The organism is Mycobacterium sp. JS623 (assembly GCF_000328565.1).
Lineage (GTDB): Bacteria > Actinomycetota > Actinomycetes > Mycobacteriales > Mycobacteriaceae > Mycobacterium.
Window position 1 is genome coordinate 2,331,974 of sequence record NC_019966.1, and the last position, 22,077, is coordinate 2,354,050.

26 protein-coding genes and 1 pseudogene are annotated in these 22,077 nt (G+C 64.6%); 16 read left to right on the forward strand and 11 right to left on the reverse strand.

Translation table 11 applies throughout. The features are described from left to right. Positions 1 to 5: 5 nt before the first annotated feature. Complete coding sequence (locus tag MYCSM_RS11330; RefSeq protein ID WP_015306290.1) at positions 6 to 437, reverse strand: MarR family winged helix-turn-helix transcriptional regulator; 432 nt, start codon at positions 435 to 437, stop codon at positions 6 to 8. A gap of 45 nt (positions 438 to 482) precedes the next feature. Between MYCSM_RS11330 and MYCSM_RS11335 the strand changes: the two genes are divergently transcribed. From MYCSM_RS11335 to MYCSM_RS11350, 4 genes are all read left to right on the forward strand, one after another. Continuing rightward, positions 483 to 1,169 carry a class I SAM-dependent methyltransferase gene (locus MYCSM_RS11335; RefSeq protein WP_015306291.1) on the forward strand — a complete coding sequence of 229 codons (687 nt, stop codon included), beginning with the start codon at positions 483 to 485 and terminating at the stop codon, positions 1,167 to 1,169. 83 nt (positions 1,170 to 1,252) lie between these two features. Continuing rightward, the gene (gene pyrH / locus MYCSM_RS11340; RefSeq protein ID WP_015306292.1) at positions 1,253 to 2,011 is read left to right on the forward strand and encodes a UMP kinase; all 759 of its coding nucleotides are present in this window, start codon (positions 1,253 to 1,255) and stop codon (positions 2,009 to 2,011) included. Positions 2,012 to 2,050: 39 nt separating this feature from the next. Next, a complete protein-coding gene (gene frr / locus MYCSM_RS11345; protein WP_015306293.1) occupies positions 2,051 to 2,608 on the forward strand; it encodes a ribosome recycling factor in 558 nt (185 codons plus the stop codon). Next, a complete protein-coding gene (locus MYCSM_RS11350) occupies positions 2,608 to 3,492 on the forward strand; it encodes a phosphatidate cytidylyltransferase (RefSeq protein WP_015306294.1) in 885 nt (294 codons plus the stop codon). Before frr ends, MYCSM_RS11350 begins: the two co-directional genes overlap by 1 nt. Here MYCSM_RS11350 and MYCSM_RS38715 read toward each other — a convergent pair. Together MYCSM_RS38715 and MYCSM_RS11355 are read right to left on the reverse strand one after the other, a co-directional pair. Beyond that, the gene (locus MYCSM_RS38715; protein ID WP_257720747.1) at positions 3,481 to 3,612 is read right to left on the reverse strand and encodes a TetR/AcrR family transcriptional regulator; all 132 of its coding nucleotides are present in this window, start codon (positions 3,610 to 3,612) and stop codon (positions 3,481 to 3,483) included. The genes MYCSM_RS11350 and MYCSM_RS38715 overlap by 12 nt on opposite strands. A gap of 50 nt (positions 3,613 to 3,662) precedes the next feature. After that, complete coding sequence (locus tag MYCSM_RS11355; RefSeq protein WP_015306295.1) at positions 3,663 to 4,592, reverse strand: DMT family transporter; 930 nt, start codon at positions 4,590 to 4,592, stop codon at positions 3,663 to 3,665. Between the two features lie 66 nt (positions 4,593 to 4,658). Here MYCSM_RS11355 and rlmN point away from each other — a divergent pair, with 66 nt between their 5' ends. Next, positions 4,659 to 5,777, forward strand: a complete 1,119-nt coding sequence (gene rlmN, locus MYCSM_RS11360; protein WP_015306296.1) for a 23S rRNA (adenine(2503)-C(2))-methyltransferase RlmN — start codon at positions 4,659 to 4,661, stop codon at positions 5,775 to 5,777. 61 nt (positions 5,778 to 5,838) lie between these two features. Here rlmN and MYCSM_RS11365 read toward each other — a convergent pair whose 3' ends face one another. From MYCSM_RS11365 to MYCSM_RS11375, 3 genes and pseudogenes are all read right to left on the reverse strand, one after another. Then, positions 5,839 to 6,156 carry a hypothetical protein gene (locus MYCSM_RS11365; RefSeq protein ID WP_015306297.1) on the reverse strand — a complete coding sequence of 106 codons (318 nt, stop codon included), beginning with the start codon at positions 6,154 to 6,156 and terminating at the stop codon, positions 5,839 to 5,841. Between the two features lie 150 nt (positions 6,157 to 6,306). After that, positions 6,307 to 6,667 (reverse strand): annotated as a pseudogene (locus MYCSM_RS11370) (aldehyde dehydrogenase family protein); the annotation flags it as partial. A gap of 32 nt (positions 6,668 to 6,699) precedes the next feature. Beyond that, complete coding sequence (locus MYCSM_RS11375; protein ID WP_015306298.1) at positions 6,700 to 7,248, reverse strand: TetR/AcrR family transcriptional regulator; 549 nt, start codon at positions 7,246 to 7,248, stop codon at positions 6,700 to 6,702. Between the two features lie 157 nt (positions 7,249 to 7,405). Here MYCSM_RS11375 and MYCSM_RS11380 point away from each other — a divergent pair, with 157 nt between their 5' ends. Beyond that, complete coding sequence (locus MYCSM_RS11380) at positions 7,406 to 8,572, forward strand: CaiB/BaiF CoA transferase family protein (RefSeq protein ID WP_015306299.1); 1,167 nt, start codon at positions 7,406 to 7,408, stop codon at positions 8,570 to 8,572. Here the strand turns inward: MYCSM_RS11380 and MYCSM_RS11385 are convergent. Beyond that, on the reverse strand, positions 8,553 to 9,083 hold the full coding sequence (locus MYCSM_RS11385; RefSeq protein WP_015306300.1) for a TetR/AcrR family transcriptional regulator: 531 nt from the start codon (positions 9,081 to 9,083) through the stop codon (positions 8,553 to 8,555). The two genes, MYCSM_RS11380 and MYCSM_RS11385, sit on opposite strands and share 20 nt — an antisense overlap. A 38-nt stretch (positions 9,084 to 9,121) precedes the next feature. Between MYCSM_RS11385 and MYCSM_RS11390 the strand changes: the two genes are divergently transcribed. Both MYCSM_RS11390 and MYCSM_RS11395 read left to right on the forward strand, forming a co-directional pair. Further along, positions 9,122 to 10,375, forward strand: coding sequence for a cytochrome P450 (locus MYCSM_RS11390; protein WP_015306301.1), 1,254 nt, complete (start codon positions 9,122 to 9,124; stop codon positions 10,373 to 10,375). Between the two features lie 8 nt (positions 10,376 to 10,383). Then, on the forward strand, positions 10,384 to 10,581 hold the full coding sequence (locus MYCSM_RS11395) for a ferredoxin (RefSeq protein WP_015306302.1): 198 nt from the start codon (positions 10,384 to 10,386) through the stop codon (positions 10,579 to 10,581). 47 nt (positions 10,582 to 10,628) lie between these two features. On the opposite strand, the gene MYCSM_RS11400 is transcribed toward MYCSM_RS11395, so the two are convergent. After that, the gene (locus MYCSM_RS11400; protein ID WP_015306303.1) at positions 10,629 to 11,444 is read right to left on the reverse strand and encodes a thioesterase family protein; all 816 of its coding nucleotides are present in this window, start codon (positions 11,442 to 11,444) and stop codon (positions 10,629 to 10,631) included. Further along, positions 11,441 to 12,274 (reverse strand): SMP-30/gluconolactonase/LRE family protein, encoded by an 834-nt coding sequence (locus MYCSM_RS11405; RefSeq protein ID WP_157681314.1) that lies wholly within the window; start codon positions 12,272 to 12,274, stop codon positions 11,441 to 11,443. Before MYCSM_RS11405 ends, MYCSM_RS11400 begins: the two co-directional genes overlap by 4 nt. Before the next feature lie 58 nt (positions 12,275 to 12,332). Between MYCSM_RS11405 and MYCSM_RS11410 the strand changes: the two genes are divergently transcribed. Genes MYCSM_RS11410 through MYCSM_RS11445 form a run of 8 tightly spaced genes read left to right on the forward strand, consistent with a single transcriptional unit; the run spans position 12,333 to position 20,179 of the window. Beyond that, positions 12,333 to 13,037 carry an NIPSNAP family protein gene (locus MYCSM_RS11410; protein ID WP_015306305.1) on the forward strand — a complete coding sequence of 235 codons (705 nt, stop codon included), beginning with the start codon at positions 12,333 to 12,335 and terminating at the stop codon, positions 13,035 to 13,037. Next, positions 13,034 to 14,254 (forward strand): cytochrome P450, encoded by a 1,221-nt coding sequence (locus MYCSM_RS11415; RefSeq protein ID WP_015306306.1) that lies wholly within the window; start codon positions 13,034 to 13,036, stop codon positions 14,252 to 14,254. Before MYCSM_RS11410 ends, MYCSM_RS11415 begins: the two co-directional genes overlap by 4 nt. 2 nt (positions 14,255 to 14,256) lie before the next feature. Next, on the forward strand, positions 14,257 to 15,225 hold the full coding sequence (locus MYCSM_RS11420) for a zinc-binding dehydrogenase (protein WP_015306307.1): 969 nt from the start codon (positions 14,257 to 14,259) through the stop codon (positions 15,223 to 15,225). Next, on the forward strand, positions 15,222 to 15,968 hold the full coding sequence (locus tag MYCSM_RS11425; protein ID WP_015306308.1) for an HpcH/HpaI aldolase family protein: 747 nt from the start codon (positions 15,222 to 15,224) through the stop codon (positions 15,966 to 15,968). The genes MYCSM_RS11420 and MYCSM_RS11425 overlap by 4 nt, the downstream gene beginning before the upstream one ends. Continuing rightward, on the forward strand, positions 15,965 to 16,669 hold the full coding sequence (locus MYCSM_RS11430; protein WP_015306309.1) for an SDR family NAD(P)-dependent oxidoreductase: 705 nt from the start codon (positions 15,965 to 15,967) through the stop codon (positions 16,667 to 16,669). The genes MYCSM_RS11425 and MYCSM_RS11430 overlap by 4 nt, the downstream gene beginning before the upstream one ends. Beyond that, on the forward strand, positions 16,651 to 18,165 hold the full coding sequence (locus MYCSM_RS11435; protein WP_015306310.1) for a flavin-containing monooxygenase: 1,515 nt from the start codon (positions 16,651 to 16,653) through the stop codon (positions 18,163 to 18,165). Before MYCSM_RS11430 ends, MYCSM_RS11435 begins: the two co-directional genes overlap by 19 nt. Continuing rightward, positions 18,147 to 19,082 (forward strand): alpha/beta hydrolase, encoded by a 936-nt coding sequence (locus MYCSM_RS11440; RefSeq protein WP_015306311.1) that lies wholly within the window; start codon positions 18,147 to 18,149, stop codon positions 19,080 to 19,082. Before MYCSM_RS11435 ends, MYCSM_RS11440 begins: the two co-directional genes overlap by 19 nt. Beyond that, on the forward strand, positions 19,064 to 20,179 hold the full coding sequence (locus MYCSM_RS11445; protein WP_015306312.1) for an acyl-CoA dehydrogenase family protein: 1,116 nt from the start codon (positions 19,064 to 19,066) through the stop codon (positions 20,177 to 20,179). Before MYCSM_RS11440 ends, MYCSM_RS11445 begins: the two co-directional genes overlap by 19 nt. 68 nt (positions 20,180 to 20,247) lie before the next feature. Here the strand turns inward: MYCSM_RS11445 and MYCSM_RS11450 are convergent, their stop codons facing one another. After that, a complete protein-coding gene (locus MYCSM_RS11450; protein ID WP_015306313.1) occupies positions 20,248 to 21,180 on the reverse strand; it encodes an LLM class flavin-dependent oxidoreductase in 933 nt (310 codons plus the stop codon). Beyond that, complete coding sequence (locus MYCSM_RS11455) at positions 21,177 to 22,013, reverse strand: MaoC/PaaZ C-terminal domain-containing protein (protein ID WP_015306314.1); 837 nt, start codon at positions 22,011 to 22,013, stop codon at positions 21,177 to 21,179. Before MYCSM_RS11455 ends, MYCSM_RS11450 begins: the two co-directional genes overlap by 4 nt. Positions 22,014 to 22,077: the final 64 nt, after the last annotated feature.

The following is a 22,077-nucleotide window of genomic DNA, read 5'->3' on the forward strand; positions in this document are numbered from 1 at the left end:
CGCACTCAGAGCGGATCCGAACCCAGCGCGGCGAGGATGCGCCTGAACTCGCGGCGCTCCTTATCGGTCAGATGGACCATTAGTCGATGCTCGGCTGCGATCACGCCGGCGTCGGTGCGCTTGAGCAGTTCCTCGCCGTCGCGAGTCAGTTGTGCAGGTAGCGACCGGCCCGATGACACGCTGGCCGGCCGGCTCACGAGTTCGCGGTCCTCGAGCCCGCGCAACACCATGTTCATCGCCTGCGGTGACACGTTCAGTGCACGCGCTAGCTCGGCGTTGGAGTGGCCGGGATACTTCGATAGCACCCGCATACAGAGGTACTCGGGGAAGGCCACTTCCAGCGGATCGAGGACGGTCGCCGTCACATCGGTCTTCAGCGCGTGCATCACCCGGTGCAGCAGGTAACCCAATGGCTCGTCCTCGAGGTTGTCGCTCATGTCAACTATATTGACACATATCAACTAGATTGATATACCGGACTCATGACCCAACCAACGCAAGATCTGTTCGAAAACGCATACAAGGGTGAGGCGGAGGAGCTTGGTCTTGGCACCAAGCCGCCGTGGAGCATCGGCGAACCGCAGCCGGAGATCGCGGCACTGATCGAGCAGGGCAAGTTCCACGGTGAGGTGCTCGACGTCGGCTGCGGCGAGGCGGCCGTCGACCTGTATCTCGCGGAGCGCGGTTTCACCACCGTCGGCCTCGACCTCTCGCCGACGGCCATCGAGCTCGCCAGGGCCGAAGCGGCCAAGCGCGGCTTGACCAACGCCAGCTTCCAGGTCGCCGACATCAGCGCCTTCGATGGCTACGACGGCCGGTTCAACACGATCGTCGACTCGACGTTGTTCCACTCCATCCCGGCGGAGTTGCGCGAGGGCTACCAGCAGTCGATCGTGCGCGCGGCTGCGCCTGGGGCGTCGTACTTCGTGCTGGTCTTCGACCGCACCGGCCTTCCCAACGGCCCGGCCAACCCCGTCACTGAGGACGAACTGCGCGACGTGGTGTCCAAGTACTGGACGATCGACGAGATCCGGCCGGCCCGCATCCACGCCAACTTCCCATCGCAGGTCCCCGAGGGTTTGCCGATGCCGTTCGGCGACATTCGCGACGAACCCAACGGTCGCAAGTCGGTCCCGGCCTTCCTGCTGACGGCACACCTGCCGGAGTAACCCGCCGGGGGTCCCCATAGCGGCAATCCGGCCGCTATGGGGCAGGATTGAGGGCGATCGCAGCGAAGACCCGAAGGAGTCGGATGGCGGAGCCCACCAGTCCCAACGGAGCCCAGACATCAAATTCCCCGATCCGGCCGATGTACACCCGTGTGCTGCTCAAGCTCGGTGGCGAGATGTTCGGCGGCGGCGAGGTGGGCCTCGACCCCGATGTCGTGCATCTAGTGGCCCGACAGATCGCAGAGGTGGTTCGCAGCGGCGTGCAAGTCGCGGTCGTCATCGGCGGTGGCAACTTCTTCCGCGGCGCGCAGCTGCAACAGCGCGGCATGGAGCGCACCCGCAGCGACTACATGGGCATGCTCGGCACCGTAATGAATAGCCTTGCGCTGCAAGACTTCCTGGAAAAAGAAGGCATCGCGACGCGGGTGCAGACCGCGATCACCATGGGACAGGTCGCCGAGCCCTACATTCCGCTGCGGGCGCGCAGGCACCTCGAGAAGGGCCGCGTGGTGATCTTCGGCGCAGGCATGGGTCTGCCGTACTTCTCTACCGACACCACCGCCGCACAGCGCGCGCTGGAGATCGGCGCCGACGTGGTGCTGATGGCCAAGGCCGTCGATGGCGTGTTCACCGACGATCCCCGGGTCAATCCGCAGGCCGAGCTGCTCACTGCGATCAGTCACCGCGAGGTCATCGATCGCGGCCTGAAGGTCGCCGACGCCACGGCGTTCAGCCTGTGCATGGACAACGGAATGCCGATTCTGGTGTTCAACCTGCTCACCGATGGGAATATCGCACGGGCGGTGGCAGGTGAGAAGATCGGAACACTGGTCACCACCTAACAGGAGAAGACCAGGCGAGCGAAGCAACAGGAGAAACCCGTGATCGACGAAACGCTCTTCGACGCCGAAGAGAAGATGGAGAAGGCGGTGTCGGTGGCGCGCGACGACCTCTCGTCGATCCGTACCGGCCGGGCCAACCCTGGCATGTTCGCCCGCGTGAGCGTCGATTACTACGGGTCGCAGACTCCGATCACCCAGCTGTCTAGCATCAATGTGCCAGAGGCTCGGCTGGTCGTGATCAAGCCGTATGAGGCCAACCAGCTGAAACATATCGAGGACGCGATCCGCAACTCCGACCTCGGGGTCAATCCGACCAATGACGGCAACGTCATTCGGGTGTCGATTCCGCAGCTGACCGAGGAGCGTCGCCGCGATCTCGTCAAGCAGGCCAAGGCCAAGGGTGAGGACGCGCGCGTTACCGTCCGCAGCATCCGTCGCAAGGCGATGGAGGAGCTGCACCGCATCAAGAAGGACGGCGAGGCCGGCGAGGACGAGGTGGCCCGCGCCGAGAAGGATCTCGACAAGACCACGCACACCTACACCGCTCAGATCGACGAGCTCGTCAAGCACAAAGAAGGCGAGCTGCTGGAGGTCTAGTGACCGAGCAGCAAGCGACTCCCGTGGCAGACACTGAAGCCGGCCCGACTGAGCCGCCCAAAAAAGCATCCCGCGCCGGCCGCGATCTGCCGGCCGCCATCGTCGTCGGCGTCCTGTTGGGCGGAATGGCGATCGCAGTCTTGTTCTTTGCGCCGATCGGATGGCTGCCCGTCTTGGCCGTGGCGATGCCGATTGCCACGCATGAGGTCGTCCGAAGGCTGCGCGAAGCCGGCTACGCGCTGCCGGTGATCCCGCTGTTGCTCGGCGGCCAGGCGATGATCTGGCTGACGTGGCCGTTCGGGCCGATCGGGCTGTTGGGAGCGTACGGCGGCACGATCGTGGTGTGCATGGTGTGGCGGCTGGTCGGGCACGGGCTCAGCGAACAACCGGTCAACTATCTGCGCGACATTTCGGCCACCGTGCTGCTGGCAACGTGGGTGCCGCTGTTCGCCAGCTTCAGCGCGTTGTTGATCTTCCAGGATCACGGTGGCTTTCGAACGTTCACGGTGATCGCGACCGTCGTCTTCGCCGACATCGGCGGCTATGTCGCGGGGGTGTTGTTCGGCAAGCACCTGATGGCGCCGGCGATCAGCCCAAAGAAATCGTGGGAGGGACTGGGCGGGTCGATGCTGTTCGGCATCACCGCGGCCGTCTTGTCAGTGGCGTTCCTGCTCGACAAACCCGCGTGGGTGGGTGTGCCACTAGGGCTGATGCTGGTGGTTACCGGCGTTCTTGGTGACCTTGTCGAATCTCAGGTCAAACGCGAGCTTGGCATCAAGGACATGGGCACGCTATTGCCCGGCCACGGGGGCATCATGGACAGGATCGACGCGATGCTTCCGTCGGCCGTCGCCGGCTGGATCGTGTTGACGCTACTGGCCTGACGCCGTCAGATATCGCTGCAGCGTCGGACCCAGCATCGGGACCAGTTCGTCGACGGGGGTCGAGGCCATCGGCTCGATCTTGAGGTCCGCGATCTTCTTCACGGCGCTGACGACGTTCATCCAGCTGTGGGAGGAACCGCATCTCGCGAAGCGGTTCGGCGACCAGTACGTCACCTACCGACAACAGGTTCCGCGGTGGATTCCACGCTTGTCTGCGTGGGACCCGGCGCGCGCGACCGCGCGTTGAGCCAGCAAGCCACCGCGCCGACGACAAGACCGACCGCGATCCCGATGTCGGGTCGCTGGCCCAACATCACCCACGACAACACACCTGCCACTGCGGGGATGACCGCGAAAAGCATCGCTACCGCGGCGGCGCCGAAGTTGTTGATCGCGCGCACGTAAAGTGTCATGCACAGGGTTGCATTGAACAGCACAACGGCAGCGACGGCGCCCGCCGCCTTCCAGGGGTCGGTCACCGTGAACGGCATGACGGTGGCGAGCACCGCGACGGGCAGCAGGGCCACCCCGTTCTGTAGCGCCGCCGTAGCCCGGAAGTCCACGCCGGAGCAGAACCGCTGCTGGTAGACCCCGCCGGCGGAGATGGCGAGCAGTGCCCCGACCAACAGAAGTACGACGGTGTCGACCCTGCCGATGGCGATGAGCCGTCCTGCGCAGGCAGCCAGCACCGCCACGACGCCGAGGACCAGCGCGCCGACGCGCGTCCACGTCATGCCCTCGCCGAGGAACATCGTGGCCAGTACGGCGGTGACGACGGGATTCATCGAGATGATCACCGCGCCCAGCACCGCGGGCGCCCCGTGCAGCAGCGCCAGATACAGGCAGATGAACTGCAGCGCGTTGGTGAGCAACCCGGCGGTCAGGACGTGTGCCAGGGTGCGGCCCGTGGGCCACGTCACACGCGAGATCAGGGCCCACGCGGACAAGATGGCGCCGGCCAATCCGAAGCGGAAGGTCAGCACCGCCATCGGCGACATCGCTGAAACAGCAAGTGCGCCAATGGGATACCCGAGCGCATAGAAAAACGTCAGATTCGACGCGGCGCGTAGGGGCATCGGGGGCAGGGGCATGGTTCCCATGGATGCGATCAACGCCCGTCATCGCCAATCAATTTCGGCCAGGCCGGGGTGAGATACTGACAAGACATGTCTTTACCTCTGGTTTTCGATGCTCCGCGTCGCGCAATGCCGCCGCGGCACCTTGCCGACCTCGACGAAGAGGGGCGCGCGGCCGCGGTCGCGGAACTCGGGCTGCCGGCGTTTCGGGGCAAGCAGCTGGCCAATCAGTACTACGGCAGGCTGATCGCTGATCCGCAGCAGATGACCGATCTGCCGGCTGCAGTGCGGGAGCAGGTCGCCGATGCGTTGTTCCCGCATCTGCTCGACGCGGTGCGCGAGATCGAGTGCGACGCCGGTGAGACGCGAAAGATGCTGTGGCGGGCGGTCGACGGCACGACGTTCGAGTCGGTGTTGATGCGCTATCCGCAGCGCAACACGGTGTGCATCTCGTCGCAGGCCGGCTGTGGCATGGCGTGCCCGTTCTGTGCGACGGGGCAGGGGGGGCTCACGCGCAACTTGTCGACGGCCGAGATCCTCGAGCAGGTGCGGGCGGCTGCTGTCGAATTGCGCGACCGTGACGGGGATGGGATTGCGCGCCCCGCGCGCGGGGCCCGCTTGTCCAACATCGTGTTCATGGGCATGGGGGAGCCGCTGGCCAACTACAACCGGACGCTGGCGGCAGTGCGTCGAATCACCGCGGCTCCGCCGAACGGGTTCGGGATTTCGGCGCGGTCGGTGACGGTATCGACGGTGGGGTTGGCGCCGGCGATCCGCAAGCTGGCCGATGAACGACTGGGCGTCACGCTGGCGTTGTCGCTGCACGCGCCCGACGACGAATTGCGCGACACGCTGGTGCCCGTCAACAATCGGTGGAAGGTGTCCGAAGCGCTTGACGCGGCAAGGTATTACGCCGACGTGACGGGGCGACGAGTGTCGATCGAATACGCGTTGATCCGCGATATCAACGATCAGCCTTGGCGGGCAGACCTTTTGGGCAAGCGGCTGCACGGAGCGCTGGGGCCGTTGGTCCACGTCAACGTGATTCCGCTGAACCCGACGCCGGGCAGCGAGTGGGATGCCAGCCCGAAGCCGACCGAACGCGAATTCGTGCGGCGGGTGCGGGAGCGCGGCGTGTCATGCACAGTGCGCGACACCCGGGGCCGCGAAATCGCCGCGGCCTGTGGGCAATTGGCGGCCGAGGGCTGAGCTGGCGGCGCGGCTCCTGGAGGCGTATTTCAGATTGCCCGCGTACGTAGCGACAATCGCGTTACAGCCTGAATCCGCGGAAGTACCACGGTATGGCCGCTGCGCGCATGTCCATGACGCGGTTGTAGATGCGGTACTCCGTAGCCCGCGGCACGTATCCGGAGCCGTAAGGTCCGCGCGCCAGCCGTCGCACTCTTCCGCGCCGTCGTTCCCAGCGCAGCGCATCGGAGACTTCTTTCGATGCGCGTCCACCGATCGTGAAGCCCTGCCATTCCAGAGCTTCAATGAGCTCCTTTACGGTGGTGGGGCCGTGCTGCAGCAGGTACATCGTCAGCGCGTAGCGCAGGTCGATGCCCTTCAACTCATGACTTGTCACCATCGTCGAACGGTGACAGGCACGTCCGACATGTCGCTGTGTACGCGGGCACTTTGGGTATGGGTTGGGGATCCGCTCGCTACCCAGGCGAATTCACGGCTTCGTCGCTCAATCCGGGATGCCGATCGTCTTGGCCTCGAGGTACTCCTTGTTGACCTCTTCGATCGGACTCTCGATCTGGCTGCCACTCACCGTGACCGGACACCCACCTCGGTGATCAGCACTCTGCGCAGCCGCTCCTTGTTGCGTTTCAGCGCGTCGCGCAGCTGGGTCAGGCAGTGGTAGCGGAACTCCAGATCGCGCGACCTGTCGGTTTCGTCGAACGCCCGGCGCGCGGCCGCGACCGGGCGCGCCATGTCGTCGATCGTTCCGTCGGTAGCCTGCCCGGCTACCTGCTCGCTGGACGGATGGGTGACGTCGAATGTCGCTTTGCTGCTTGTGATCTGCAGTTCGCCGTCAATGAGCATCCGCTCGTCACGGCGAGCACGCCAGTTTCAGTCTGCACGCCCGTCATAGCAGACAGCTTTACAAATCAGCGGGAGAATGTCACCCGTTCTGTTTGATTCCCGCGGCATGCCGAAGCTGCGCCAGGAACTGGTCGCCGTCGTCGCTGCGCACGATGTAGTGCGCCACCGCCACACGGATAGCCGTCGCGGCCTTGACCGCCCCGTTCGGTCCCGGCATCAGCTTTTGCAGGCGCGCGCGCATCAACGGGAGGATCCTGCCCAGCTGTGCGATGACGACCTCCGGTTCGATGTCGACCAGCCGCACCCCGGAGTAGGACTGCTGGTACTCGACGATGAAGCGCAGCGCGGCGTCGAGTTTCTCGGTGCCGCGCAGGCCCGATGTCGCGCGGCTGATGCCGCTGTCGAACATCTCGCGCTCGAACACGCCGAACGCGTCGAGGAGCTCGCCCTTGGATGCGAACCATCGATACAGCGTGGGCCGAGAAACCCCGGCCTGCAGCGCCACCTCGGAGAGGCTCAGCTTTGTCTGACCGCTGCGGCCGAGCACTTCCGCGGTCGCGACGAGGATCCGGTGTCTCGTCGAGGTGTCCTCGACGCCTCCGGATGCGTCACGCAGCGGTTCGTTCACTTTCGAGACCTCAATCGTTTGGTCCAGATGATCCTAGATGGTGCGATCACAGTGACTTCTCAAGCAGCGAGACCGTGTCGAGCTTCTTCGAGAACCCGATCTACCTCGTCAGTTTACAAATTGGCGGGACTTTGTAAGGCGATTCGGAAGGATGTCCATGGCCGGACCGATGGAGGGCATCAAGGTCGTCGAACTCGGCGTCTGGGTGGCCGGCCCCGCGGCGGGCGGCATACTCGCCGACTGGGGTGCCGACGTCATCAAGATCGAGCCGCCGGACGGGGATCCAGCGCGGATGTTCGGCCGGATGCTCGGTATCGAGGACGACGTCAGCCCACCGTTCGAGATGGACAATCGTTCCAAGCGCAGCATCGTGCTCGACCTGGCGACCGACGACGGTCGCGCCACCGCATTCGAGTTGCTCAGCGGCGCAGATGTTTTCCTGACCAACATCCGCCCAGGTGCCCTCGCGCGGATCGGCTTGGACTTCGAAACGGTTGCTTCGCACAATCCGCGGCTGGTGTACGGCCTGATCACCGGCTACGGCGACAGCGGACCGGATGCCGACCGTGCGGCATATGACGTGGCCGCGTTCTGGGCGCGGGCAGGACTGGCGCATCTGCTGACACGGCCGGGTGATACGCCCCCGTTTCAGCGCGGTGGCATGGGTGACCACTCGGCCGGAATGACGCTCGCCGCGGCGGTTTGTGCGGCACTTGTCGCGCGAGCACGAACCGGCAAGGGGCAGTTGGTCAGTACCTCGCTGTACCGGCAGGGCGCGTACACGGTCAGCTTCGACCTCAATACGTTCCTGATGACCGGGCATTCGATCGCCATCGGTCAGCGCGAGACCATGGGCAACCCGTGCATGAACAACTACACGGCAGGCGACGGCAAGCGGTTCTGGATTGTCGGCTTACAGGGGAGTCGGCATTGGCCGGCGCTGTGCAGGGCCGTCGAACGGCCGGAGTGGTTGACCGATCCGCGCTACGAAAGTGCGCACGCCCGCGCTGCCAATGCAACCGAGCTCGTAACCGAACTGGACGCGATCTTCGCGAGGAGGCCGCTCGACGAATGGGCGGAAGTCTTTGCGGCAGAACCGGAGTTCTTCTGGTCGCCCATCAACTCCATCGAGGACGTGGTGGCCGACGAGCAGTTTCACGCCGCGGGCGGGGTGGTGTACGTGCCCGACGGAGACGGTGGCGGGCCGATGGTGGCAACGCCTGCCGATTTCCATGGCACGCCATGGGAACCGCGTTCTGCTGCACCGCGACTCGGCGAGCACACCGACGAGATCCTCGCCGAGCTCAAGGCGCGTGGTGCTTGACCCGCGCTGCGTGGCGTAGTTGATCCAGGAAGTCTGCGTCGTCATCGCTGCGCACCAGATAGTGCGAGACCGCAACGCGCACCGCCGTCGCCGCGGCTTCGGCGCCATCGGGTCCGGGGATGAGCCGTTCGAGTCGTGCCCGCATCAGCGGAATGACGTGTGACAGCCGCCTGATCATGTGCGCGGGCTCGATGTCGACGACGCGCAGCCCTGGATAGGAATGCTGGTATTCGACGATGTACCGCAGCGTGGCGTCGAGCTTTTCGTTCGCGGGCAGGCCTGCGCAGGCCTCGGCGACGCCCCGTTCGTACATGTGCGTTTCCCACTTGCCCAGGGCGTCGAGTAGACCTTCCTTGGACGCGAACCAGCGGTAGAGCGTCGGTCTGGACACCCCGGCCTGCAGCGCTACCTCTGACAGGCTGAGCTTCGTCTTGCCCATGCGGCCGAGCACCTCGGCGGTTGCGGCGAGGATTCGCTCGCGGCTCGAGTTGTCGACGGGCTGCACGATCACAGCTTTACAAATTTTCGCTGAAGTGTCACGCTGATTCGGTGACAGCGGCACCGGTGCAGGCGCGTGAGTACAGTCCGATCGACATCACGTCACACGACTTCTGGAGTCGGCCGTTCGCCGTGCGCGACGAGATGTTCGCGCAGCTCCGCGCCGCTGAAGGGCTGAGTTGGCACCGGCCCTTCCCGTCGATGTTCCCGATCGAGGAGCCGGGCTACTGGGCGCTGACGCGGCGCGCCGACATTGTGTTCGTCAGCCAGCACCCCGAGCTGTTCACGTCGGCGCGGGGCGTGGCACTTGACCCGATGCCCGCCGAGATCCAGCAGTTCGCGTCGTTCTTCCTGACCATGGATCCGCCGCAGCACACCGTGTATCGGCGGCTGATCAGTTCTGCGTTCACGCCGCGACACGTGCGCCAGATCGAGGATCAGATCCACACCAACGCGATGACGATTGTCGACGACCTCGTCGGTGCGGGCGATGTCGACTTCGTCGAAGCCTGCTCGGCGCGACTGCCGATGCTGACGATCATGGAGATGCTCGGCGTCCCGAAGGCCGACCAGCCGGCGGTTGCCAAGGCCGCCGAAAAGCTGTTCGGGCTCAGCGACGACGAATACAGCTCGATCGAGGAACGCGCGCAGGACACGATCAACGAGATCATGCTGCTGAACACCACGGGTCAGGAGCTGGCGAAGTTCCGGCGCGCCAACCCCGGCGACGATTTGATGACGAGCATCGTCAACGCCGAGGTCGACGGTCACCGGCTGACCGACGATGAGATGGGTGCGTTTTTGATCCTGCTGGCGTCGGCGGGCAACGACACCACCAAGCAGGCCACCACGCACACGATGATGGCGTTGGTCGAGAACCCGGCCCAACGTGGTTGGCTGATGGCGGATTTCGAGAACCGGATCGGTCCTGCCATTGAGGAATTCGTGCGGTGGGCGTCGCCGGTCCTGCAGTTCGCGCGGTTTGTCACCGAGGACACCGAAATCAACGGGCAGCCGGTCAGCGCCGGAGACAAGGTCGGCCTGTTCTACTGCTCGGCGAACCGGGATGAGGCGGTCTTCGACGACCCCGACCAGTTCAATCTGCAGCGCTCACCCAATCCGCACCTCGGCTTCGGCGGTGGCGGCCCGCACTTCTGCCTTGGCAACCAGCTGACCAAGGCCGAGCTGCGAAACCTGTTCCGCGAGTTGTTGACCCGGTTGACGACCGTCGAGTTCGGTGAACCCGATCTGCTGTACAGCAGCTTCGTCCACGGCGTCAAACGGCTGCCGGCGTTCGTCAAGTAGGAGAGACTATGCGGGTCGAAGTCGACCTCGATAAGTGCACGGGACATGGGATCTGCGAGTCGATCGCAGAGGATGTGTTCGAGGTGCAGGACGACGGCACCGTGCTGATCCATGAGAATGACCGGCCGGAGTCGGATCGAGATCGCATGCAGCAGGCCGTAACCCAGTGCCCTGCAGCGGCTCTTTATCTGCGCGAGCAGACGTAAAATGCCCCGACACGCCGAGGATTTCGGGCACTTTGCGTCTGCTCGCGCTATCTAGGCGGACGCGGGCGCACCAGCACCGACTGCTGAATGCCGCCGACGGGTCCGCTCTCGTCGAACAGCGTGCCGATCGTCGTGCCGATGCCGTCGGGGCCGTAGTTGGTTTCGGCGCGGATGCCGATCCACTCGCCGTCGGGCACGCGATGGATGTGCACGACGAGATCGGTGTTCAGGAACGTCCATCGGCGGATGTCCAGCTTCGTGCCGATGCCGTTGGCATCATCCGCGACGGCGAACAGCCTCTGCAGCGGAGTCATGCTCTCGCCCTTGACCAGATCGACCTCGGGCCTGATCCACGATTCGCCCGCCCCATCGTTCAGCGGCTTGGTCAGCCAGCGCCAATCCAGGCTGTGCACATAGTTCGGATCCCAGTCTTTCTTCATGTCTCGGCCGCGCGCCTCGCCCACTGGGCGCAGCGGTGGCGCCGGGGCGTGCACGACCTCACTGGTGTCGAGTGTCTGCAGCCGCCACCCGCTGGCCCGCGCGACCGGCCGCGGCTCACCGTCGGGGCCCGGCGCCAGCATTTCGGCGGTTACCAATTCGATCTGTTTGCCGGAGCGTTCGCGTTTAGCGCGCACCCACAGGTCGCCCTCCGCGGGCACCGGCCCCAGCAGGTCGACCATGACGCGGCTCAGCCGGGTGTCGTCGCGCTGCTCGCACCGCTCCAATCCTCGCACCAGCAAGGCGGATACGGGCGCCGCGTGCTGAATCGCCGCGGACCATGTGCTGCGGACCATGTCGGTTGCTATGAATTTTTCGCCGAGTTCGTCTGTCGCATTGATGAGTTCGTAGTACGAGTCGCTCACGGCCAGCCTGCTCCTGGGATGTCGACGATGGTCGCGTCCAGCCGCGCCAGTCTCGTCCCGACCAGTCGGTTTGGATAGGCGCTGGTGCTCGACAGCATGAACAGGGTGCGACGCTCCGGACCACCGAGCATGCACGCGATCGCGGTGCGGTCTCCGATGTCGATGCGATCGGTCACGGTGCCACCCTTGACAATCCGGTCGAACCGGTTCGCCAGAGTCATCGACGTCCAAACTCCGCCTTGGGCATCGAGGCAGATGCCGTCGGGTGGTCCCTCCAGTCCGTCGGCGAAGATTCGCCGATCCGACAGTGCACCGTCGGCGCCAATGGTGAACGCCGTCAAGCGCCTACCGATCGATTCGGCGACGATGAGCATCGTGCCGTCGGGCGTGATCACCATGCCGTTCGGAAAGTCGAGGTCTTCGGCGACGACGGTCGGGGTGTTATCGGGGTCCAGCCGCACGATGACGCCGCCCTCGCGGGCCTGCGATCCGACGTATGCGCGTCCGATGTCGTCGATCACCATGTCGCCGAGGTTCGCGGGGACGACGTCGGACAGGTCGACGACGGTCGAGACGGTGTCACCGTCGTAGCCCAGCACCTGCCGCTTCTCGGTCGACGCGATCAGCAGCGATCCGTCCGGCCGAAAGCCGAGACCCGACGGGGCATGGCCGGTCAACGGCAGCGTGGTCATGTCCCCGTGCAGGTTGACCGTGTGCACCGCCTGGCCGAGCATGTCAGAGAACCACAGCAGTCCCTCGAACCACCGTGGTCCCTCGCCGAAACAGAAACCGTTGGCCAGCGACGTCAGCGTCGCACCTTTACAAATCACGCCGTAAGTGTCACGCTCGCAAGGTGCCACTGTCAACTACCTGCAGCCTTCGGTGAGCATGAAGCGCTACCACGGCCACACGCTTCTCTACCTTCACGAGACCATCGACCTGGGGTCCGGGCGTAGCGAGCAATTCACAGAAATGTTCAGCGACGTGTACCACCCGATGATGGAAGACCTTGGCGCACGGCTGTTCGCGATCTGGGCGACGACGCCCTACAACGGCCACTGGCCGCAGGCGACCATCATCTGGGAGATCGACGCGTTCGCCGACTATGCGCGAATCGGCAAGGCGCAGGCGCGGGGCGGCAGCCACGAGTCGTCGGCCGCGAAGTGGGCGGCGTTCCTGTGGGAGATCGGCGCGTCGGGAGAGGGCCGGATCATGTACGCCGGCGCGAGCAACAAGACACTCGCCGAACTCAAGGAGTCGAAGTTCGGGGCAGGGCTGGTGATCCAGGAGATCATGCAGACCAAACCGGGCCGTCAGGACGACTACATCCGTGAACTCGAGCGGCTGTATGTGCCGTGGTCGGAGCGTACCGGCAAGCGTTGGCTCGGCTCGTTCATCACCACGTTCCGGTTCAACGAGGTGATCCACTACTGGGCGCTCGACGGCGATTGGGACTGCTTCGAGAACCACTATCCTTCCTGGAAGGACAGCCCGCCCGCCGAAATCGTCACCTGGATGAGCGTCGCGCCGGCGCTGCGCGACGGCTGGGAAGATTCGATCCTGCAGGCCCTACCACCCTCGCCGCTGCAATGAATTCACCTGTGATGCAAAAGTTTTCATACGATCCGTTTGACCCGGCGGTGATGGCCGACCCGCTGTCCTACTACCGGGTTTTGCGTGACGAGCATCCTGTGTACTACCTCGACAAGTGGGACACGTTTGCATTGTCGCGATTCGCCGACATCTGGGATGTCCTCGAGATCAGCGACGGCACCTTCGTAGCATCGGAAGGGACCCTGCCCGCCGCAACGGTTTTGGGACAGCGCAACCACGGTCCTGTGCCAGATCCACCGCTGCACCCGATGCCGTTCCATGCGAACTTCGACGCCCCGATCTATGACGGTGTGCGGCGGTGCACGTCGAGCCCGTTGCGGCCAAAGTCGGTGGCGCAGCTGGCCGACCGGATCCGCACGCTGACCAACGAGCGACTCGACGAGCTGTTGCCACGAGGGACATTCGATCTGACGCAGGAATACGGCGGCATCGTCGCCGCGTCGGTGGTGTGCGAATTGCTGGGTCTGCCTGTCGATCTCGCCCCCGAGGTACTGGCCACGGTCAACGCGGGCAGCCTGGCGCAACCAGGCAGCGGCGTGGAAGTCGCCAACGCCCGTCCCGGTTATCTCTCGTACCTGGTGCCCCTGGTGCAGCAGCGACGAGTCGATGGTGAATCCTCGATCGCCCGCAATCTGATCGACTACCGGCTGCCCGACGGCTCCGCCCTGAACGACATCGAGGCCGCCACCCAACTGCTCGGCATCTTCATCGGCGGAACGGAAACGGTGCCGAAAATCGTCGCGCACGGGCTATGGGAATTGGGCCGACGGCCTGACCAGATGGCGGCGGTGCGCGCCGACCTGAACGCCAATGTGCCCGTTGCCCGTGAGGAGATGATCCGTTATTGCGCACCCGCACAGTGGTTCGCCCGCACTGTTCGCAAGCCGTTCACCATGCACGGCACCACAATTGAGCCCGGCCAACGGATCATCACACTCCTCGCGTCGGCCAACCGCGACGAGCGTGAATACGCCAATCCCGACGACTTCGTCTGGGACCGCCCCATCGAACGATTGCTGGCCTTCGGCCGCGGTCAACACTTCTGCCTCGGCGTGCATCTGGCACGCCTGGAGATCGCCATCATGGTGACCGAATGGCTCAAGCGTGTCGATGACTGGCGCGTTGACAGCGACTCTGCTCTGCGACCGCCGTCGAGCTTCCAGTGGGGCTGGAACACCATCCCGGTGGAGGTCTGAGGATGTGGGCCTATCGGCTGGTTGCGCCGTACACCTTTGAGCGAGTGGACATTCCGGAGAAGACGCCGGGGAGTCTCGGCGACCGTCAGGTGCTGCTGCGTTTCCTGGCCGCCGGTATCTGCGGCAGCGACCTGCCTGGCTTTCGTGGCAGCAAGGGCAGGCTCCCCGGTGACACCGGGGTCAGCGCTGCGGAAATGGACGGCTTTCCGATACACGAGGTCGTCGGTGAGGTGATCGCCAGTCGCCATCGAAGCCACGGCGTCGGCGATCGGGTTGTCGGCTGGGCGTCCGGTTTCGACGGGCTGATGGAACACGTCGTGGCCGACGGGGAGGGTCTGGCCCCGTTCGATCCCGCACTGACGCCGCAGCACGCGGTGGCGCTGCAGCCGCTGGCATGCGTCCTCTACGTGCTCGAACAAATTCCCAACATCAAGGGAAGCCACGTCGCCGTCATCGGCCAGGGCTCGATCGGGCTGCTGTTCTCCTACGCGGCAAAGGCTTTCGGCGCACGGCACGTGACCGGTGTCGATCCGATCGACCGCGACGGCATTGGCAAGGAATTCGGCGTCGACACCATCGTCCGCGCTCCCAGCGACCGTTGGGTCAGCCACCTGGATGCCAACGACCGGCCCGACATCGTCATCGAAGCCGTCGGCCACCAGGTCGCGACGCTGAATCACGCGATCGAAGCGGCGGCTTTCGGTGGGACGGTGTTCTATTTCGGAGTTCCCGACGATGACAGCTACCCGATCAGCATGCGGACAATGCTGCGCAACAACCTGACTCTCAAATCGGGTGTGACGCTGGACCGCCGGCGCGTGCTGTGCTCTGCCAGCGAATTCGCCCGCAAGCATCCCGAATTGCTCCGCGCATACGTCAGCCATACGTTCGGTGTCGACGAGGTTCAGGCCGCATTCGAACTGGCCTGCCGCCCGACGCCGGTACGCATCAAGATTGCGATCGTCGCATGACGCCGAGCAGGCTGCAGGGAGCCTTGGCCGCAAAGCAGCAGGTATGGGGCGGATGGGTAGTCGGCCCGACGATCATTGGCCCTGAGGAATTCGCCGCCGCCGGATACGACTACGTCGGATTCGATGTGCAGCACGGCTATCTCGACGACGCTGACGTCGCCCTGCTGTTGCGCCGATTGGAGCATGTGCCGATCGCGACCGCGGTGCGACTGCCGTCGACCGACCCCGCCCCGATAGGCCGGGTACTCGACGCGGGCGCCGACGCTGTCATCATCGCGATGATCGAGTCGGCCGATCAGGCTGCCGCCGCCGTCGCCGCCACCCGCTATGCGCCCGACGGGGTGCGCAGCTTTGGGCCGTTGCGCGCCAGCCTCGGGCTCGACCCTGCGGCGCTCGAAGCGAGGGTGAGTGTGTTCGCGATGATCGAAACCGCGAGGGGCTTATCGGCGGTCGACGACATCTGCACCGTCCCGGGACTGACAGGCGTCTATGTCGGACCCGCGGACCTAACCATCTCACTCGGATACGGGCTGGTGGACACGTGGACACACCCCGACGTGCGCAATGCGATGGCCCGAGTACACAAGTCGGCGTCAGCGGCTGGCCTGGTGGCTGGAATTCATGCCAGCAGCGGGGCTCGCGGTAAAGCCATGGCGGAAGCGGGTTTTCAGATGATCACCCTTGCCTCGGAATCGCAGGCGCTGCGGCGGGGTGCGGCTGCGCACTTTCGGGAGGCGCAATGACGGATCGAGTCGCTCTGGTGACCGGCGCCGCGCGGGGGCAAGGCGCGGCGATTGTCAAGCGGTTGCAGAAGGACGGATTCCATATCGCCGCTTGCGATCCGATGGCTGAGGACATTGAGGCAAGCGACGAGGTGATTGCGATACCGCTCGATGTGACCGACGCCGACCAATGGGCCACGGCGGTCGCAACGACGGTCGAACGGTTGGGTGCGTTGAGCACTCTGGTGAACAACGCCGGGGTGCTACACCGGGCATCGCTGGCTGACGAAACCGCCGTAGGCTTCGAGGGAAGCTGGCGCGTCAACTGCTTCGGCCCGTTCCTCGGTATTCAGACCGCGTTGCCGCACCTGATCGTCGCCGAAGGTGCGTCCATCGTCAACACCTGCAGCACAGGCGCCATCCGGCCTTTCCCGAACCACGCCGCCTACGGGTCATCGAAGTGGGCGCTGCGTGGGCTAACGCAGATCGCAGCGGCAGAATTAGCCGCATCCGGCATCAGGGTGAACGCGGTGTTCCCCGGACCGATCGCCACGCCGATGCTTGACGATGTCACCCAAAGCAGGCTCACCGCCACGTTCGGTCGCCTCGGCGAACCGGTGGAGGTCGCGAACGTGGTCGCGTTCCTGGTGTCCGACCATGCGTCGTTCATGACGGGGGCGGAGCTTGTGGTGGACGGAGGGCAATGCCTGCGAATGGGCTGAGCCCGTCGGTCGGCATCATCGGCGCGGGTCCTGGCGGGCTGGCGCTGGGTATTTTCCTGCGCAAGGCCGGCTTTCGCGACTTCACCATCTTCGACAGGGAAGACGGAGTCGGCGGCACCTGGCGGATCAATACGTATCCGGGTCTGGCCTGCGATGTGAAATCGCATCTGTACTCCTACTCGTTTGACCTCAACGCGAACTGGTCGCGGATGTGGTCCGGGCAGCGCGAGATCCTGGAGTACTTCGAGCAGTGTGCGCGCCGCTACGAGCTCGCGCCGAATCTCAAATTGAACACCGAAATCACTGCTGCCCATTGGGATGGCACGGCATGGCGGCTGACCACCAGCGCCCGGGAGGTGTACACCTTCGATGTCGTGGTGTCGGCCATCGGCCTGTTCACCCAGCCGGTGCTGCCCGACCTCATCGAAGAGGAGACGTTCACCGGCAAGCTGATGCACACCGCGCGGTGGGATCACTCCGTCGATCTGCGGGGTGCACGCGTGGCGGTGCTCGGCACGGGGTCGACTGCGGCGCAGCTAGTGCCGGAGGTCGCCAAGGTGGCGAAGAAGGTCTATTCGGTGCAGCGGTCGCCGACGTGGATTCTGCCGAAACCGGATCGACCCTACACCGATCGGGAGAAGTGGCTCTTCCGTCGTATTCCGTTCGCCAAGAAGGTCTATCGAACACGGCTATGGTTGCGCAGCGAGTCGAATATCTCGGTGATCGAGAACGGCAGCGACAAGACGCAGGAGTTCAAGGACATCGCGCTGCACCTGCTGGAAACTACGGTCCCCGATGAAGACCTGCGCCGCAAGCTGACTCCGGACCATCCGTTCGGTTGCAAGCGGCTGGTCTTCGCGACGGACTACTTGCATTCGTTGACGCAGCCACACGTTGAGGTGGTGTCCAGTCCGGCACGGTCGCTACGGGCCCGGTCGTTGCTCACGGATGACGGTACCGAACTCGAGGTGGACGTCGTGTTGTGTGCCACGGGGTATGCGGCGGCAGACTACCTCGGCCAGATCGACGTCACCGGCGAGCGCGGGGTGACGCTGCGGGAGACGTGGAGTGATGGGGCATACGCGTATCTCGGCATGGCGGTTCCTGGCTTTCCCAATTTCTTCATGCTCTACGGGCCCAACACGAACGTCGGCTCCAACAGCGTGATCTTCATGCTGGAGGCGCAGGCGCATTACATTGTGCGCGCGCTGAAGTACATGCGGCGCAAGCGTAAGCGCTATGTCGCTGTTCGGCCGGCAGCGATGGCGGACTTCCTCGCCAAGATCGACCGATGGATGGAGGGCACCGTGTGGCTTACCCGGTGCAGCAACTACTTCCGCGCCGCCAACGGTCGAGTGGTCACCCAGTGGCCGCGCAGTGCGCGGGCGTTCTGGGGGATGACCCGTCGATTTCGGCCTGCGGACTACACCTTTGACCCCGCCACCGAGAAGCAGCCCCTGGAGCAGGTGAACGCCTCGTGCTTTCCGACCGTTTAGACCCGGCGCTGCGGCAATTCGCCACAGCGCGCACCGACCTGTCGCCAAGCCTACTCGGCGTGGTCCGTGATTCGCTGAACCAGCGCCGCGCCGAAGCTGCTCGCGGCGTCAACACGGTCGGCGTCGAGATCGAAAACCGCGAGGTTGGCGCGATTCCAGTCCGGATCTACCGTGGAGCTCCGGCACCGTCGCCGGCGTTGATCTATTGCCACTCAGGGGCTTTCGTAATGGGAAACCTCGATACCGATCACCGCCAGTGTGTGGAGTTCGCACGACGCGGCGGGTGCACGGTGATCTCCGTCGACTATCGGTTGGCGCCGGAACATCCATATCCCGCCGGCCTCGACGATGCGGCGACGGTGCTGGACTGGGTCGCGGTCAAGGGTTCGAACATGGGAATCGACAACGCTCGGCTGGCAGTCGGGGGCAGCAGTGCGGGGGCGGCTCTGGCGGCGCTGCTCGCTCAGCGTGCCGTTGACGGGACCGCGCCGCCAGTCGTGTTTCAGCTGCTGCATCAGCCGGTGCTCGATGATCGCCCGATGCCGTCGAAGGACGAATTCGTCACCACGCCGGGATTCGATCGGTTAGCGGTGTCGCAGATGTGGCGGCACTATTCGGCCGGCGAATCGATATCCGCCGATGCGGTTCCCGCGCGGGCTGATGAATTGCATGATCTCGCAGGCGCATTCATCTCGTGTTCGGAGTTGGATCCGTTGAGGGATGAGGCCGTGGATTACGCGCTGCGGCTGATGTGGGCCGGCGTCGCCACCGAGCTACACGTCTTTCCCGGAACGTGCCACGGGTTTGATTCACTGCTTCCGGAGTGGGAGACGAGCCAACAACTGTTTGAACTCCAGGCGGCCGCTCTGCGACAAGCATTCCACGATAGGGAATTGAGTTGGATTTCGCACGTGTAGAACTGTCGGCCGAGGACCAGGCCTTCCGCGACGAGCTGCGAGCGTTCCTGCACAGGATCGTCACCGACGAAGTCATCGCCCGGGACCGCCGGACGGGGGAGAACTTCGACGAAGGTGTGCATCTGGCGTTGGGTGAGGCCGGATATCTGGCGTCTGACTTCAAAGACGAGGCCGACGGCGGCTTCAGTCGGCTCCGGCGAAGGATCTGGAATCTGGAACTCGGACGCGCGCATACGCCGTGGTTTCACTGGGGGACGACGGCGATGGTGGCGCGTGCGGTCGAGCAGTATGGCTCGCCAGACCTCCAGGCGGAAGTCATGCCGAAGGTGCTCTCGGGTCAGTTCCGGCTGTGCCTCGGCTACACCGAACCGGAGGGTGGTTCAGATGTTGCGACGTGCAAGACCCGGGCGGTGCGCGATGGTGATGGCTGGATTATCAATGGGTCCAAGATGTTCACGTCCAACGCGCAAAACGCCCAGTACGTGTACCTGATCACCAACACCGACCCGGACGCGCCGAAACATCAGAGCCTGACCATGTTTCTGGTTCCGCTCGACAGACCGGGCGTCGAGATCCAACCTCTGCGCACCGTCGACGGCGATCGCACCAACATCACCTATTACAGCGATGTGCGCATCGAGGACAGATATCGCATCGGTGACGTCAATCGCGGGTGGACCGTCCTGCGGGATGCACTCAACGATGAGCACGGCACGGTCGAGCGTGAGGACGACGGCCTGCAGAAGCTGGCCGCCATGACCGAACATCTGCTGTTGTTCGCCGAAGCCGTCGACAATGTGGCGGCCCGAGCGGGCAGTGACGACGCCGTGAAGTATCGCCTCGGCCGCAGCATAGCCAGGATGGAAGCGGCGATGAGCACTCCCGACATGTTCGGCCGCGTCGCCATCGCGCAGACCATGCGCGATGGCGCACCGGAATTGATGGATGTATTGGGAACGGCGTCAAGCATTTCCGGCGAGGCGGCGGAATACATCTTCCGGCTCGCGGGGCCGACGGGCATCTATGGCGGCACCCTGGAGGTGTTCCGCAACATGATCGCTCAGCACGCGCTGGGCCTGGGGCGGCCGAAGACCTAGGCTCGTTTTTGCCGTGAGAGTCGTGGTGGGTCGGGTATCCACAGCCCTCAGTGCAAAATTGAGGCCAGCTAAAGCTGAGCGATCACCTCTGAGGCCAGCAGGTCGAGGGTCTCGTCCGAGCCGCGGTCGTGGGTGAACAACACGATCTGGCCGAAGCCGAGCTCCGTCAACTCGTGCAGACGGTCCACGATGGCCGGCGGCGTGCCGATCAGGCCACCTTCCTTGAGACCGAATGCCGGTACCCCAAACCGCTTTTCGGCGAGCCTCCGCACGGCAGGCAGCGCTGCATCGTCGGGTGCCAGGGCCATCACCGCCTCGATCGACAGCACGATGCTCGACGGGTCGCGGTCGATCTGCTCACAGATCGACCGCAGCACCGAAACCTTGTGCTCGAGTTCTCCGAGCGCGTAGGTGGGTATGTTCCACACGTCGGCGTACCGTGCCACCAGAGGCAGCGTGTACTTCTCGCCGACACCGCCCACGACGATCGGTGGCCGCGGCTGCTGGACCGGCCCCGGCTTGATCGGCATATCGTGGACGGTGAAATGCTTTCCGGTGAAATCGATTACCTCGTTAGAGAACGCCTGCTGGAGGATCTCCAACGTCTCACCCAGCTTTTCGGAACGCTCACGAAAGGTGCCCCAGTCCAGCCCGACGCGCTGATGTTCGTCTTCGATCGAACCGCTGCCAATGCCGAGTTGCAGCCGACCCGCCGATATCTGATCGAGCGTCGTGGCCATCTTCGCCAAGACCGCAGGATGTCGGAATTGGTTGCACAACACCATATGTCCGACCTGGATGCGCTTGGTACGGCTGAGCAGTGCAGTGGCCAACGTCCACGCTTCCATCGACGGGTAGTCGGGTGCGCCTGGGCCATACAAGTGGTCGTAGAGCCACAACGAGTCGATGCCGAGGTCGTCGCACCGCTGTGCGCGGTGCAGGATCTGCTCATAGGTGAAGCCCGTCTGGGGCAGGTAGACGCCGATCTCGGGCTTGCTCATGGCCGCAGTTCCAATCTTCCGTGGGTGATGGTGGGCGTGCCGTTGGCAAGCGCTTCGAAAGCAATTGAATTGTCTTTGATACCAAAGGCGTTCACCGTCAGGTGGGAGTCCAGCGGTGTCGGCGAGGCGAATCGGACTGCTACCCGCCGAACGCTCGCGGGGTCGTCGACGCCGAGCAGGTCGAGCAGTAGGTGGGTGGTGATCCCCATCGTGCACAGCCCGTGGGTGAACACAAAGTCGAAACCCGCGGCCCGCGCCACGTCGATGTCGAAGTGATGCGCCGCCCAGTCGCCGGAGACCTCGGCATAGCGATGTGCTACGTCCTCGTCGATGTGCTGGCGCGCAGTTCCGAGGGACCGGGCGCGCGCATCACCGGGGAATCGGTGATCGGCCGGCATCGTCCCGAGGTCTGCGACGCCGTGCAGGCCGAGCAGCACCATGGTCCACCACTGCTCGACCGCGACCGCGTCGTCGGCGCCGACCTGTTCGAACTGCACGACAATCTGGGTGCCCGCCCGCGACGTCCGCACCGCCGAGAGCCACGACGACGTATCGAGTCGCTCGCCGGGCACAAGTGGCCGATGAATCACGATGTCGTGCTCACCGTGCACGCCACCGCGGATGCGCTGCCATACCGCCTCGGGCACGTCGGCGCGAGCGGCCTCCTGCGGTTCGAAGATCAGGATCGCCGGAAAAACGGCAGGCACGGCGCGACCATCGAGCACCGCCGCGGTCCGATCTCCGGTGGCTGCTGCGTAGGCCGCGATGGCCTCGGGCGCGAGGGCACCAGGAAAAGGGCCGTGCCGGGCGGGCGCCAACACCAACTCGCTCATGGCCCGTGACCTCTTCTAACGCTGGAACCCTGTACTTTCCGTCGTTCGCATGGTAACGACATTC

Bases quoted from the DNA above. Each gene is read 5' to 3' on its own strand.
- MYCSM_RS11330 (WP_015306290.1), bottom strand. From the start codon at position 437: ATGAGCGACAACCTCGAGGACGAGCCATTGGGTTACCTGCTGCACCGG.
- MYCSM_RS11335 (WP_015306291.1), top strand. From the start codon at position 483: ATGACCCAACCAACGCAAGATCTGTTCGAAAACGCATACAAGGGTGAG.
- pyrH (WP_015306292.1), top strand. From the start codon at position 1,253: ATGGCGGAGCCCACCAGTCCCAACGGAGCCCAGACATCAAATTCCCCG.
- MYCSM_RS38715 (WP_257720747.1), bottom strand. From the start codon at position 3,612: ATGAACGTCGTCAGCGCCGTGAAGAAGATCGCGGACCTCAAGATCGAG.
- MYCSM_RS11355 (WP_015306295.1), bottom strand. From the start codon at position 4,592: ATGGGAACCATGCCCCTGCCCCCGATGCCCCTACGCGCCGCGTCGAAT.
- rlmN (WP_015306296.1), top strand. From the start codon at position 4,659: ATGTCTTTACCTCTGGTTTTCGATGCTCCGCGTCGCGCAATGCCGCCG.
- MYCSM_RS11365 (WP_015306297.1), bottom strand. From the start codon at position 6,156: ATGGTGACAAGTCATGAGTTGAAGGGCATCGACCTGCGCTACGCGCTG.
- MYCSM_RS11380 (WP_015306299.1), top strand. From the start codon at position 7,406: ATGGCCGGACCGATGGAGGGCATCAAGGTCGTCGAACTCGGCGTCTGG.
- MYCSM_RS11395 (WP_015306302.1), top strand. From the start codon at position 10,384: ATGCGGGTCGAAGTCGACCTCGATAAGTGCACGGGACATGGGATCTGC.
- MYCSM_RS11410 (WP_015306305.1), top strand. From the start codon at position 12,333: ATGAAGCGCTACCACGGCCACACGCTTCTCTACCTTCACGAGACCATC.
- MYCSM_RS11415 (WP_015306306.1), top strand. From the start codon at position 13,034: ATGAATTCACCTGTGATGCAAAAGTTTTCATACGATCCGTTTGACCCG.
- MYCSM_RS11420 (WP_015306307.1), top strand. From the start codon at position 14,257: ATGTGGGCCTATCGGCTGGTTGCGCCGTACACCTTTGAGCGAGTGGAC.
- MYCSM_RS11425 (WP_015306308.1), top strand. From the start codon at position 15,222: ATGACGCCGAGCAGGCTGCAGGGAGCCTTGGCCGCAAAGCAGCAGGTA.
- MYCSM_RS11430 (WP_015306309.1), top strand. From the start codon at position 15,965: ATGACGGATCGAGTCGCTCTGGTGACCGGCGCCGCGCGGGGGCAAGGC.
- MYCSM_RS11435 (WP_015306310.1), top strand. From the start codon at position 16,651: ATGCCTGCGAATGGGCTGAGCCCGTCGGTCGGCATCATCGGCGCGGGT.
- MYCSM_RS11450 (WP_015306313.1), bottom strand. From the start codon at position 21,180: ATGAGCAAGCCCGAGATCGGCGTCTACCTGCCCCAGACGGGCTTCACC.
- MYCSM_RS11455 (WP_015306314.1), bottom strand. From the start codon at position 22,013: ATGAGCGAGTTGGTGTTGGCGCCCGCCCGGCACGGCCCTTTTCCTGGT.